This is a genomic window from Prescottella sp. D32, from assembly GCF_037287305.1.
GTDB classification, from domain to species: domain Bacteria; phylum Actinomycetota; class Actinomycetes; order Mycobacteriales; family Mycobacteriaceae; genus Prescottella; species Prescottella equi.
Map to the genome: position 1 here is coordinate 60288 of NZ_JARBSW010000002.1, position 12583 is coordinate 72870.

At 69.9% G+C, this 12583-nt stretch carries 13 protein-coding genes; 6 read left to right on the plus strand and 7 right to left on the minus strand.

Annotated elements, in window-relative coordinates:
* Positions 1-29: 29 nt before the first annotated feature.
* Positions 30-701 carry a TetR/AcrR family transcriptional regulator gene (locus PSS76_RS09810; RefSeq protein WP_005514390.1) on the minus strand — a complete coding sequence of 224 codons (672 nt, stop codon included), beginning with the start codon at positions 699-701 and terminating at the stop codon, positions 30-32.
* Between the two features lie 77 nt (positions 702-778).
* Between PSS76_RS09810 and PSS76_RS09815 the strand changes: the two genes are divergently transcribed.
* From PSS76_RS09815 to PSS76_RS09825, 3 genes are all read left to right on the plus strand, one after another.
* The gene (locus tag PSS76_RS09815; protein ID WP_081185650.1) at positions 779-2089 is read left to right on the plus strand and encodes a D-arabinono-1,4-lactone oxidase; all 1311 of its coding nucleotides are present in this window, start codon (positions 779-781) and stop codon (positions 2087-2089) included.
* A gap of 34 nt (positions 2090-2123) precedes the next feature.
* Positions 2124-3482 (plus strand): amidase family protein, encoded by a 1359-nt coding sequence (locus tag PSS76_RS09820; protein ID WP_236723310.1) that lies wholly within the window; start codon positions 2124-2126, stop codon positions 3480-3482.
* Between the two features lie 87 nt (positions 3483-3569).
* Positions 3570-4742, plus strand: a complete 1173-nt coding sequence (locus PSS76_RS09825) for a thiolase family protein (protein ID WP_084968166.1) — start codon at positions 3570-3572, stop codon at positions 4740-4742.
* 61 nt (positions 4743-4803) lie between these two features.
* On the opposite strand, the gene PSS76_RS09830 is transcribed toward PSS76_RS09825, so the two are convergent.
* On the minus strand, positions 4804-6060 hold the full coding sequence (locus PSS76_RS09830; RefSeq protein WP_201790086.1) for an MFS transporter: 1257 nt from the start codon (positions 6058-6060) through the stop codon (positions 4804-4806).
* Between the two features lie 24 nt (positions 6061-6084).
* Complete coding sequence (locus tag PSS76_RS09835; protein ID WP_084968167.1) at positions 6085-6945, minus strand: hypothetical protein; 861 nt, start codon at positions 6943-6945, stop codon at positions 6085-6087.
* A gap of 210 nt (positions 6946-7155) precedes the next feature.
* Here PSS76_RS09835 and PSS76_RS09840 point away from each other — a divergent pair, with 210 nt between their 5' ends.
* The 3 genes from PSS76_RS09840 (at position 7156) to PSS76_RS09850 (ending at position 8338) form a co-directional block, all read left to right on the plus strand.
* Entirely contained in the window at positions 7156-7695 is a 540-nt protein-coding gene (locus tag PSS76_RS09840) for a Dps family protein (RefSeq protein WP_013415427.1), read from the plus strand.
* A gap of 58 nt (positions 7696-7753) precedes the next feature.
* A complete protein-coding gene (gene mbp1, locus PSS76_RS09845; RefSeq protein WP_005514401.1) occupies positions 7754-7993 on the plus strand; it encodes a microaggregate-binding protein 1 in 240 nt (79 codons plus the stop codon).
* 84 nt (positions 7994-8077) lie between these two features.
* Positions 8078-8338: a GlsB/YeaQ/YmgE family stress response membrane protein gene (locus PSS76_RS09850; RefSeq protein WP_005514402.1), complete on the plus strand. Its 261-nt coding sequence runs from the start codon at positions 8078-8080 to the stop codon at positions 8336-8338.
* Positions 8339-8427: 89 nt separating this feature from the next.
* On the opposite strand, the gene PSS76_RS09855 is transcribed toward PSS76_RS09850, so the two are convergent.
* From PSS76_RS09855 to PSS76_RS09870, 4 genes are all read right to left on the minus strand, one after another.
* A complete protein-coding gene (locus tag PSS76_RS09855) occupies positions 8428-9396 on the minus strand; it encodes an adenosine deaminase (protein WP_258013374.1) in 969 nt (322 codons plus the stop codon).
* 5 nt (positions 9397-9401) lie between these two features.
* Complete coding sequence (locus PSS76_RS09860; RefSeq protein WP_005514407.1) at positions 9402-10163, minus strand: crotonase/enoyl-CoA hydratase family protein; 762 nt, start codon at positions 10161-10163, stop codon at positions 9402-9404.
* Positions 10153-11667 (minus strand): class I adenylate-forming enzyme family protein, encoded by a 1515-nt coding sequence (locus PSS76_RS09865; protein ID WP_069856063.1) that lies wholly within the window; start codon positions 11665-11667, stop codon positions 10153-10155. Before PSS76_RS09865 ends, PSS76_RS09860 begins: the two co-directional genes overlap by 11 nt.
* 85 nt (positions 11668-11752) lie before the next feature.
* On the minus strand, positions 11753-12571 hold the full coding sequence (locus PSS76_RS09870) for an enoyl-CoA hydratase/isomerase family protein (RefSeq protein ID WP_013415423.1): 819 nt from the start codon (positions 12569-12571) through the stop codon (positions 11753-11755).
* Positions 12572-12583 lie beyond the last annotated feature (12 nt).

A 12583-nucleotide genomic window follows, 5' to 3' on the forward strand; every position in this document is an offset into this window, starting at 1 on the left:
CACGGGAGGCAGGCGTCCGGATCAGTCGATCACTCCCCTGAACGATTGTCCAGGTCCGTACCCGCCTCGACGGCCTTGCTGCCGACGATGCGAACCAGGTCGTCGAGTTCGGTGAGGATCGCGGCGCTGTCGCGATCGACCAGCCAGCGCAGGACGATTCCGTCGATGACGGCGAGCGCGAAACGCGCGATCGCCTCCACCGGCTCGGTCCACGTGCAACCCGTCCGCCGCGCGCTCTCCTCGAGGAACACGGTGGCCTCGATGTCCATGACCCGGTACTGCTCGTCGGCGACGCTCCCGGCGAGCGGCGCGCCGGCCGCACGATGGCGCAGCGCGTAGGCGGTGATCTCGTAGGTGAGCAACTGACGATCGGCCGTGGCCTCGATCAGGGGCCACATGCCGGTCAGGCCGGTGTGCAGCACCTCGCGCAGGTCGCGGAGTCCGCTGAGTTCCTGTGTGTCCCACACCGACGCGAACGCCTCGCGCATGCCCCCGCTGAGCTGCAGCACCAGACTCTCGGCCATGGCCGCGACCAGCGCCTCCTTGCTCTCGAAGCAGTAGTGCACCACCCCGAGTGAGACCCCCGCCTCCTCGGCCACGGCACGGATCGTCACTGCCGCAATGCCACCCCGTTCGGCAATGTTCAACGCCGCTTCGACGAGCTGGGCGCGGCGCTCTTCCGCTGGAAGCCGATTCAACATCCCATGATCGTAAAACCCGGAGACGAAATTTCGTGTCTCATTTGCCTGGACGCTCGTCCAGGTGAATAGTTGCGGGAATGGCACAGGACACGTGGCGCAACTGGGCGGGGACCCACTCGTCGACACCTCACCGATTCGAGACCCCTCGATCGGTAGCCGAACTGAGCACGCTGGTCGCGCAGGCGACCGAGCAGGGATTACGCGTCAAAGCCGTGGGGGCGGGCCATTCGTTCACCGGGGTGGCCGTCACCGACGGCGTCCTCGTCAGCCTCGACAACATCTGTGGCATCGAGTCGGTCCGGCAGACGCCGGAAGGCCCGGTCGCCACGGTGCTGGCCGGGACACGTCTGCGCAGCCTCAACGAGCAGTTGTGGGAGCGCGGGCTGGCGATGATCAACCTCGGCGACATCGACGTGCAGTCGATCGCCGGCGCTCTCGGGACCGGCACCCACGGAACCGGCGCCCGCTTCGGCGGCCTGGCGACGCTGATCCGCGGACTGCAGATCGTGCTCGCCGACGGCACCGTCGCGGACTGCTCGGAGACGGAGAATCCCGAGCTCTACCAGGCCGCCCGCATCGGGCTCGGCGCGTTCGGCATCATCACCAAGCTCGACCTGGCGGTCACCTCGGCCTACGCGCTGCGCGCGGTCGAGGGCCCGGCCCGGCTCGACGACACACTCGACGGACTCGAACACGATCTCGCGACCGTCGACCACTTCGAGTTCTACTGGTTCCCGCACACCAATCGCGTACTGACGAAACGCAACACCCGACTCCCGGGCGACACACCATTGGAACCGGTGAGCCGGATCCGTGGCTTCCTCGACGACGAATTGATGTCGAACACGCTCTTCGAGGGCATCAACCGGATCACCACGGCTTTCCCGGCGGCGATTCCGCAGATCAACCAGATCTCGGCGCGCGCGCTGTCGGCGCGGCAGTTCGTCGACCGCAGCTACCACGTGTTCGCGTCGCCGCGCCGGGTGCGTTTCCGCGAGATGGAGTACGCGGTGCCGGTCGAGACCGTCAAGGACACGTTGCGGGAGATCTCGACCTGGCTCGATCGGTCCGGCTGCAACATCGCGTTCCCCGTCGAGGTGCGCTTCGCGCCCGGCGACGACGTGTGGCTGTCGACCGCGAACGGTCGTGACAGCGCGTACATCGCGGTGCACCAGTACCACCGGCGCGATCACCGCGAGTACTTCGACGCGGTCGAGGCGATCGCGCGCGCTGTCGACGGTCGCCCGCACTGGGGCAAGATGCACGGGCGCACCGCCGACGATCTGCGTCCGACGTACCCACGCTTCGACGACTTCTGCACGGTGCGCGACAAGCACGACCCCGCGCGCACGTTCGACAACGCCTACCTCCGACAGGTTCTGGCCTGACACGGCCTCGATCGACCGAATTACCGGTCGGCGCATGGCTAGTCTGAGCGATGTGCCGACCGGACCGGAGCGACCACGACTCGATCGCCGCGCGTTCCTCCGCGCGAGCGCGGTGGCCGTGATCGCGGGCGGGGCCACCCTGGCGGCGGGCTGCGGTGACGGACCCGAGGATCCCGGTGTTCCGCCGCTGCCGGGCGGGAACGTCGTCCCCGAAGACAAGTCGATCTGGCGGGTCATGGGCGATCCACTCGTTCCCGCAACCGGTTCCGGCCCCACGAGCGGCCTACGCGTCGCCGTCACCGACCTCTTCGCGATCGAGGGACAGCGCATCGGCGCCGGCAACCCGGCCTGGCTGGGTCAGGCGGCGACGGAGACCGCTACGGCCGACAGCGTGGCTCGTCTGCTCGCGGGAGGCGCGACGGTCGCCGGTATCGCGCAGACCGTCGGCTTCGGGTTCGGGCACTCGGGAATCAACACGTCGTACGGGACGCCTCCGAACGCGGCCGCCTCGGGACGCGTCCCCGGCGGCGCGACGTCCGGGGCGTCGACCGCGGTGGCCCGCCGCACGGCGACCGTCGGCCTGGGTCCGGACACCACCGGGTCGATCCGGATCCCCGCCGCCTACCAGGGGATGTACGGGTTCGGCCCCACGCACGGTGCGGTCTCGACGGCCGGGGCGATGCCGCTCTCGCGAACCTTCGACAACGTCGGCTGGGTGTGCGCCGACGCGCCGACACTCGCCACCGTCGGCGATGCCCTCCTCCCCTCCGCACCCGAGATCGAATTCGACGCGGCCGTCACCTGGCCGGGACTGCTCGCCGTCGCCGACGCCGACGTCCAGCCCGCGGTGCGTGCCGCGCTGGCGCAGTGGAAGCGGTCCGGTCTGCCGCCGCTCACCGAGGAGGACCTCGACATCGCCGCGCTGCCCGACTGGTACGACGCGGTCGTCGCCGTACAGGGATACGAGGCGTGGCAGCAGTACGGCGGCTGGGTGTCCACCGCGACCGGTTCGGTCACGGACGAGGCGCGGGTGAACTTCCTTGCCGCATCCAAGGTTTCGGCGTCCACGTACGACCGCAGCCTGGCCGACGTACGCCGGGCCGCGCAGACCGTCCGCGACTTCCTCGGCTCCCGGGTGCTGCTGCTGCCGACCACGGGATCGGCGGCGCCGTCGTCCTCCGACGACCCCGGAAGCGTCCACCTCGCCGCCACGCTGCGCACCACGGGACTGCTGATCACGGTGGCGACCGTCGCCGGACTGCCGGTGGCCACCGTTCCGGTGCGGTCCGAAGGGGGCTTACCGGTGGGGCTCTCGGTGATCGGTCCCGCCGGGCGTGACCGGGACGTGCTCGCGCTGGTCGGCCGGATCGTCCGGGCCGGCGTCGCAGTGTGACGAACGGCGTTACCGACGGCCGGTCATCAGCACATTTCTTGAACTGATTACACTCGATCCACTTACCTTCGGAGAGAGTGAGGCGACATGCGTGACGCAGTAATCGTCGAGGCAGTACGTACCCCCATCGGCAAGCGCAAGGGTTCACTTGCGGATGTGCACGCGGTGGAGCTGTCCGCCCACGTGCTCCGCTCGATCGCTCAGCGCACCGGGATCGATCCCGCGATCGTCGACGACGTGTACTGGGGCAACGTCAACAGCGTCGGCATGCAGACGGGCAACATCGGCCGCATGGCCGTCCTCGGCGCCGGCTGGCCCGAGTCCGTTCCCGGCCTGACCGTCGACCGCCAGTGCGGCTCGTCGCAGCAGACCATCTCGATGGCCGCCGCGTCGGTCATCTCCGGGCAGGCCGACGTCATCGTCGCCGGCGGTGTCGAGATGATGACCTCGGTTCCGCTCGGCTCCTCGAACGTCCCCGGTACCGGCGATTCCGCCGGCCCGGCCCGTGAGCGCTACGCCGCGCAGCTCGAGGCGCCCGGCTTCAACGGCCGCTTCAACCAGGGCGTCGGCTCCGAGCTGATCGCGCAGCAGTGGAACATCTCCCGCGCGCAGCTCGACGAGTACTCGGTGGCCTCGCACGAGCGCGCCGCCGCCGCGCAGGACGCCGGCGCCTTCGACGCCGAGATCGCGCCCTTCACGCTGGCCGACGGCACCGTGTTCTGCGCCGACGAGGGCATCCGCCGCGGTTCCACGACCGAGAAGCTCGGGCAGCTGAAGTCTCCGTTCCTCGAGGGTGGCGTCATCACCGCCGGCAGCGCGTCGCAGATCTCCGACGGTGCCGCCGCGGTGCTGGTGATGACCTCGGAGAAGGCCAAGGCCCTGGGCCTGACGCCGCTCGCGCGCATCCACACCGCCGTCGTCGCCGGCGACGACCCGGTCAAGATGCTGACCGGGCCGATCCCGGCGACCGCGCTGGCGTTGAAGAAGTCGGGACTGTCGATCGACGACCTCGACGCCTTCGAGGTCAACGAGGCGTTCGCCTCGGTGCCCATGGCGTGGCAGCTCGAGACCGGCGCGTCGATGGACAAGATGAACCCGCTGGGTGGCGCGATCGCCCTCGGCCACCCGCTGGGCGGTTCGGGTGCACGTCTCGCCGCGACGCTGGTGCATCACCTGCAGCGCACCGGCGGCCGCTACGGCCTGCAGACGATGTGTGAGGGTGGCGGCACCGCGAACGCCACCATCTACGAGCGCATCTGACGCGCGACGCGAACAGTGAAGGCGGCCGCCCCTGCAAAGGGTCGGCCGCCTTCGGCGTTCCTCAGGACCGACGCGCGTGCACCGCGAGCGCCGGGACGATCAGCAGGGAGACCAGCCCACCGAGGATTGCCAGCCAGCCGTAGCTCGCGGCTCCGACGACCATGCCCGACGTCAATCCGCCGCCGGCGCCGGCGATCGCGATCGTGAGGTCCACGGTCCCCTGGGTGCGGGCGCGGGTGGCGATCGGCACGGAGTCGGTGATGATCGCGGTTCCGCTGACGAGTCCGAAGTTCCAGCCCAGGCCGAGAAGGGCGAGTGCGACCGCGAGCGCGAGGACCGACTCCGCCGGCGCCGCCGCGGCAGTGACACCGGCGGCCAGCATGGTCAGCGCGGCTGCGCCCGCGACCGGACGCGGGCCGAACCGGTCCGCGAGTCGTCCCGACAGCGGCGACGGCAGGTACATCGCCGCGACGTGGATCGCGATGACCAGCCCTGCGGCGCCCGTGCCGTGACCGTGGTGGAGCATGTGGATCGGGGTCATCGTCATGACCGCAACCATCACGAGTTGGGTGAGGACCATGACCGTCGCTCCGAGGGTCACCGACGGGTTCCAGGTCCGGGCCGCCGCCTCCTCGTCCGCACTGCCCGCGGCGCTCGAGACGAATTCGCCCGCCGCGGCGTCGATGTCGCGGGCGAGCAACAAGGGATCCGGTCGCAGCATCGACCACAACACCGCCGCGGCCGCCGCGTACGCGACGGCGGCCAGGATGAACGGCCCTGCGAGCGCGGGGATTCCGAGGCCGTCGGCGACACGGCCCATCACCGTCACCAGATTCGGGCCCACGACGGCGCCGAGGGTCGTCGCGACGAGCACGGTGCTCACCGCCCGGCCACGATGCGCGGGCTCGGCCAGATCGGCTCCTGCATAACGCGCCTGCAGATTTGTCGCCGTCCCCGCCCCGTAGACGAACAGCGCGATCAGCAGCAACACGACGTTGTCGACCGCGGCCGCGGCCACCACGCCCACGCTGCCGAGGGCGCCGACGCCGTATCCCGCGGCCAGGCCGGCCCGGCGACCGAGGCGTTGCGAGAGCCGACCGACGGCCACCGCCGCCGCGGCGGAGCCGATCGTGAACAGCGCACTGGGGACGCCCGCGAGCCCGGTACCGCCCAGCATGTCCTGGGCGAGCAGGGCACCGACGGTGATCCCGGCAGCGAGCCCGGCACCGCTGAGGATCTGCGCGGTCACCAGCACCGCCAGCACCCGGCGCTGGGCGCCCGCGACATCGGGCGTCGTCGTCACATTCTCCGAGGTCACGACACGAGATCCTAGCGACGGCGCTCAGCGCAGTTCGGCGACCGCAGCGTCCGCGTCGGCAACGCGCCGGTCCGCGTGCTCGGCGGCATCGTGTGCGGTGGCGAGCGCGTCCACGGCCGCGACCTCCGCTCGCGTCAGGAACTCCGCACGCTCCTCGAGCTGCGCGAGTTCACGTCGCACGCTCTGCAGACGTCGTTCCCCGTCGGCCACGTCGGACCGGATGCGCGCCAACTCGTCCTCGGCCGCCGACAGCGCCTCCTGTGCGGCCTCCGCTTCGGCCCGGGCCGCGGCCGCCGCGAGCTGCGCGCGCTCGCGCTCCGCCGCGCGCTCGGCCTCACGCCCGCCCTCGCCCTCGCCCTCGCGGTTGCCGGGATGCGACTCGGGCCGGTCCTCGACGGCCTCGAGCCCGGACGGGCCGAAGCCGCTGTAGGTGGCTGCGCCCAGCAATCGACCTCGACGTACGGTGTCGGCGAGTTCGCGGTCGGCCATCGCCGCGTGCAGGGTTTGCGAAACCTCCCGCAGCGCAGATTCGTTCAGCGCTCGGCCGTGCTCGCGCACGAGCTTCTGCGCCCGCGTCGTGAGCGAACGCACCAACCGCTGCCGCTGCTCGGTGAGCCCGCGCAGGGTCTCGGAATCGAGTCGGCGCTGTGCCCTCTGGAGTGCGTCGCCCAGCGCGAGGACGGCGTCGACCTCGTCCGGCAGTTCCCGCGCCAGGAGGTTGACAGCCCACCCCACCACCGTCGGCTTCTTCAGGCGGGCGATCGCGGTGGCGGCCTCTCGGTCCTTCGACGCCTTCGCCTCCGCGACCCGAGTGGTGCGGGCCGCGACGAAGCCGGAGGGATCGAGCGCGTAAAGCTCGTCGGCCACCTGGTCGACATTCGTCATCGGTCGATCTTGACACCGGGATGCACGCTCGACCAGCAGGCCGAACACCCCGCTCGACCTGCGGCAACTTATCTGCCGTGCGCGACATAGATTTTGTAGTACGGTTGGAGACGACAACATCACTTCTCCGAATAAGGGTTGCATCCGGCGAATCGGATGCATGAACCCCGCGGCGAAGGGGAATACCTGGAGAGGACGAAAGGACAGACGATGACGAACTTCACGGTTCCGGGACTGACCGCCGAACAGGGCTCCGAAGTCGCCCAGACTCTGCAGAACCGGCTCAGCGCCTACAACGATCTGCATCTGACCCTCAAGCACATCCATTGGAACGTCGTCGGACCCAACTTCATCGGCGTGCACGAGATGATCGACCCACAGGTGGAACTGGTCCGCGGGTACGCGGACGCGGCGGCCGAGCGCATCGCCGCTCTCGGCGCCTCCCCCAAGGGCACGCCGGGCGCCATCGAGAAGGACCGGTCGTGGGACGACTACTCGGTCGGCCGCGACAGCGCGCAGGCCCACCTCGCGGCGCTCGACCTGGTCTACACCGGACTGATCGAGGACAACCGGAAGGCGATCGGCAAGGTCGGCGAGATCGATCCCATCACCGAGGACATGCTGATCGGTCAGACGGCGGAACTGGAGAAGTTCCAGTGGTTCGTCCGCGCCCACCTCGAGAACTCCGGCGGGCAACTCGCGAACGAGGGCGAACCCACCGAGAAGAAGGCGGCCGCTGCGGCCCGCTGATCCACCCGACCGAAACGATCCACCCGACCGTCAACTCCCCGAGGGGAAAGGAACCGCGATGACCGAACAGCGCAAGAGTGGGCCCGCTGAAGCCGTCGAAGGCGTCGTCGAAGGCATCAAGGGCAAGGTGAAGGAAGTTGCCGGCGCCGTGACCGGACAGGACTCGCTGCGCCGCGAGGGCGAGGCCCAACAGGACAAGGCAGAAGCGCAGCGCGAGGTCGCTCAGAAGGAAGCCGAGGCCGAGAAGGCCCGAGCCGAAGCCTCCGCGCAGGAAGCGCGCCAGCGCGCCGAGCAGTAGACACGCGCCGGACGAATCCTGGTCCGGGTGCCGGTCGGGGGTGCCCGGACCGGCCCGGACCGCCCTCATCTCGAAAGGACCGCCATGCTCTCTCTCGGAATCATCGGTTGGATCATCATCGGCGGTCTCGCCGGCTGGATCGGCAGCAAGGTCATGAAGACCGACGAACAGATGGGAATCATCCTCAACGTCGTCGTCGGCATCGTCGGTGGTCTCATCGGTGGCTTCATTCTCAGCGCGTTCCTCGACGTCGAGGGCGGCGGCTTGATCTTCAGCTTCTTCACGTGCCTGTTCGGCGCGATCATTCTGCTGTTCCTCGTCAAGCTGGTCACCGGTCGACGCTGACGGCCACGATCACGGAATGGGCCCGGCCACCTCGAGGTGGCCGGGCCCATTCGTCTGCGGAGACACCGACAGGCGTCGGCGCCACTCGGTCAGACGGCGAGCAGCTCCGCCTTTCTCGCATCACTCGCGAACGATGCCTCGATCGAGTTCCGCGCCAACGTCTCGACCTCGTCGTCCGTGAGGCCGATTCCGCGCCGAAGTTGAGCGAAGTTCTCGCCGACGTCCCCGCCGAAGTACGCCGGGTCGTCGGAGTTGACGGTGACGCGCAGACCGGCCCGGAGCATCGTCCGCAGCGGATGGTCGTCGATCGTATCCACCACGCGCAGGCGCACGTTGGACAGCGGGCACACCGTCAACGGAATCTCCTCGTCCACCAGACGCGCCACCAGGGCCGGGTCCTCGAGACAGCGCACGCCGTGATCGATCCGCTCGGCGCCGAGCAGATCGAGCGCCTGCCAGATGTACTCGGGTGGCCCCTCCTCCCCCGCATGCGCCACCACGTGCAGGCCCTCGGCCCGCGCCCGTGCGAACACGTCCTCGAACAGCGTCGGCGGATAGCCGACCTCCGCCGAATCGAGGCCCACACCGAGTAGCGGCGCTCGCAGGCGCAGCAGTTCCCCGAGCGTCTCCTCGGCGTCGTGCACCGGCTGGTCTCGGAGGAAGGCCGCGAGCAGACCGCTGCTCACTCCGAATTCGCGCTCGCTCGAGTCGAGCGCATCGAGCAGGCCGTCGAGCACCTCCTGGAGGGGGACACCGCGACTGACGTGCGCCTGTGGGTCGAAGAAGATCTCCGCGTGCCGCACCCCGGCCGCCGCGGCGCGGCGCAGGTAGTCGCGGGTGAGGTCGGCGAAATCCTCCGCGGTCCGCAGCACCGCCATGTTGGCGTAGTACAGATCGAGGAAAGACTGCAGGTCGGTGAACTCGTAGCGCGACTCGAGGTCGGCCAACCCGCTGTAGGGAAGATGCATGCGGTTGCGCTCGGCCAGCGCGAAGATCAGCTCCGGCCCCAGCGCACCCTCGATGTGCATGTGCAGCTCCGCGAAAGGTGTCACGCCCACGATCGTCAACGCCCCTTCCACACGGGTGCGCGCTTTTCCGCGAATGCGGTGGCACCCTCGCGCGCGTCCTCGGAACCGAAGACCGGCCCGATCACCTCGAGCTGCCGGGCGAACGCCTCGTCGGCGGCCCACTCGCCGGATCGGACGAGTACCTCCTTCGTCTTCGCGACGGCGAGTGGCCCGTTGGCGGTGATCCGGTCCGCCAACGCGAGGGCGCCGGCGAGTGCACCGCCGGGTTCGGTCAGCGTGTTGACGAAACCGTATGCGGCGGCCTCCTCGGCGGTGAACGGGTCGCCGGTGAGCGCGTACTCCATCGCCTTCTGATACGGAATCCTCTGAGGCAGACGCAGGAGCCCTCCCGCACCGGCGGCCAACCCGCGCTTGACCTCGGGGATACCGAAACGGGCCTCACGCGAGGCCACCACCAGGTCGGTGGCGAGCACCAACTCGGTACCGCCCGCGAGCGCGTAGCCCTCGACCGCCGAGATGATCGGCTTGCGCGGCGGCGACTCCGTGAAGCCGAGCCCCCGGCCCGGAGCCACGATGTTCTCACCGGCTACGAACGCCTTGAGATCCATACCGGCGCAGAAGTTTCCGCCCGCTCCCGTGAGGATCGCGAGCGACAGACCGTCGTCCTCGTCCAGCTCGTCGACCGCCGCCGCCAGGCCCCGGCTGACCGCACCGTTGATCGCGTTGCGGGCCTGCGGGCGATTGATCGTGATGACCAGCACCCGCCCCCGGCGCTCGAGGAGAACCTCATCCGACATCTGCGTTTCCCTTCGTCGTGGAACACGAATTCTCCAACCACGCGCGCACCGACGGCCGATCGACCCGTCCGGTCGATCCTCGCGGCAGGTGCCGCACACGCGCACACAGCCGAGGCGGCAGACGGTGCCCGAGGGGGCCGTCGAGGTACTCCCGGACCGCGTCGAGATCGAGCGCGACGCCCGGCGCCGGCACCACCGCGACCGCGAGGTCGGGTCCCCGTGGCGTCGACACTCCGACCACGACGGCCTCCTCGATTCCCGGGAAGTCCAGCAGGACAGCCTCCATCTCACGGCTGTAGACCACCCCACGCGGGATCTCGACTGCATCCGCCGCCCGACCGACGAGCCGGACCTCGCCACCCCGGCCCATCCGTACGACGTCGCCGGTGTGCAGCCATCCCCCGGCGATCGTGCGCGCTGTGGCTGCGGGGTCGCCCCAGTACCCACGCATCACGCTCGGCCCCCGGCACCACAACTCGCCGATCCCGTCCTCCGAGCCGGCGACCGCGAACTCCATTCCCCCGTGCGGCGATTCGGGGCGATCGGCACCCGAACTCATCTGGACCACGAGCCCGGCACCGCCGGTCTCGGTCATCCCCCAGCCCGAGACGACGTCCGCGGCGGGAAAACGCTCGCGCAACAGGCGCAGGGTGGCCCCGGACAGCAACTCGTCGTCGTGGGCCAGGACCCGTAGCCGCCCGAGACGGGCCGAGGAGACGCGTGCCACCTCCCGGCACAACGGAGCGGGAGCCGAAAGACGTTCGATACCTTCGCTTTCGATCGCGTACAGCACGCTGTCGGCGTCGAACTCGGGAGCGAGAACGACGGTCCCGCCAGCCACCAGGGTCGGCAGCAACTGCGCGACACACGCGGCCGCCGAACTGAGCGGCAACGCCACCGCGTGCCGGACCCCGTCCGCCCCGCCGGCCCACGAACCGATCACCGCCTCGACGGTGGACAGAACGTTCTCGTGGCTCAGTTCGACGCCCTTGGGGGCTCCGGTCGTCCCGCCGGTGTAGAACAGCAGCGCCGTGTCGGGGGGCGACGCGCCGTCGTCGATGAAGGGTGTGCCGCTGGGGAGTTCACCGTCGAGCACCAGCAGACAGCCGCTGTCCGCGAGAACGTGCCGGAGCTGCCGGCTCCCGTGTCCCGGGTGCACCGGCACCGGCACACCGCCGGCGAGCAGCACTCCCAGGAAGGCCTGCACCCATCGCACGCCGTTCGGCATCCGGACCCCGACCCGGTCACCGATGCCGACTCCCTGCTCGAGCAGACCGCCGGCGACTCGGGACGCCGACGTCCACAACTGCGCGTAGGTGAGCCGCGGCCCGCCGCCCGCCTCGACGACGGCCTCGCGCCCGCCGTACCGGTGCGCGGAGATGTCCAGCAGTTCGGTGAGGCACGGCGTCAGCCCGGTGTAGTGGAGCAGGCCGTCGGCACGGCGCACCATGCGGCCGCCGAGCGACGGGTCCGCGACGGCCGGATACTCGAGCAGCGACGCCATTGCCACCTCCACCGGGTCGGTTTGGCCCCGACTATATGACCCGCGTCACAGAAGTGGCGAGCGAACCACGCGGCACCGGCCGGCCTCACCGGCCGGTGTAGGTCGCGTGCCCGGGTCCTACGTCGAGGAAACTACGGACCGCCCGGCGCAGGTCGTCGGTGTCGAACAGTTCGCCCGACACCTCCGGAGTGACCGAATCCGCGTGCGTCACACCGCCCGCCCTCCAGGCGGCGACGATCTTCTTGGTCGCGGCGTGGGCACGGGTCGGGCCGTTCGCGAGTCGCTCGACGAGTGCTCGCGATTGCGCGTCGACGTCCTCGTGCACGTAGTTCACGACACCCCACTCACGCAGGGTGGGCGCGTCGTACAGGTCGGCGGTCATCACCAGTTCCCGGGCCCGGCCGGAGCCGGCCCGTTCGGCCAGCCGCTGCGGGCCACCCATCGACGGAGTGAGGGCGACAACCGTCTCCACCAGCCCGAACCGGGCCTTCGGTCCGGCGACGACGATGTCGCACGCGAGCGCGATCTCGAATGCCGCGGTGAGCGTGAGCCCGTGCGCCGCGAACACCACAGGGCACGGCAGCGCCTCGATCGGATGGCAGATGCGCGCGAACAACGACTCCCAAAGCTCGCTTCCCTGCTCCGGCGTCAACCCGTCGAACACGTGGACGTCGACACCCCCGGAGACGACCTTCCCCTCGGCCCGCAGCAGCACGGCCCGCGGCGGATGCGCCGTGAGGTCTGCGATGTCGGCGACGACGGCGTCGAACATCGCCTGGTCGAAGAGATTCAGTGGCCCGTTGTCCAGGGTGAGCACGGCGACCTCGGCGCCACCGGCAGTGGCGACGCGTTCGAGTCGGGTGGGACGGACACTTCCGGACGCCTGCGCGGATGACTCGGTCATCGCCCCAGCGTC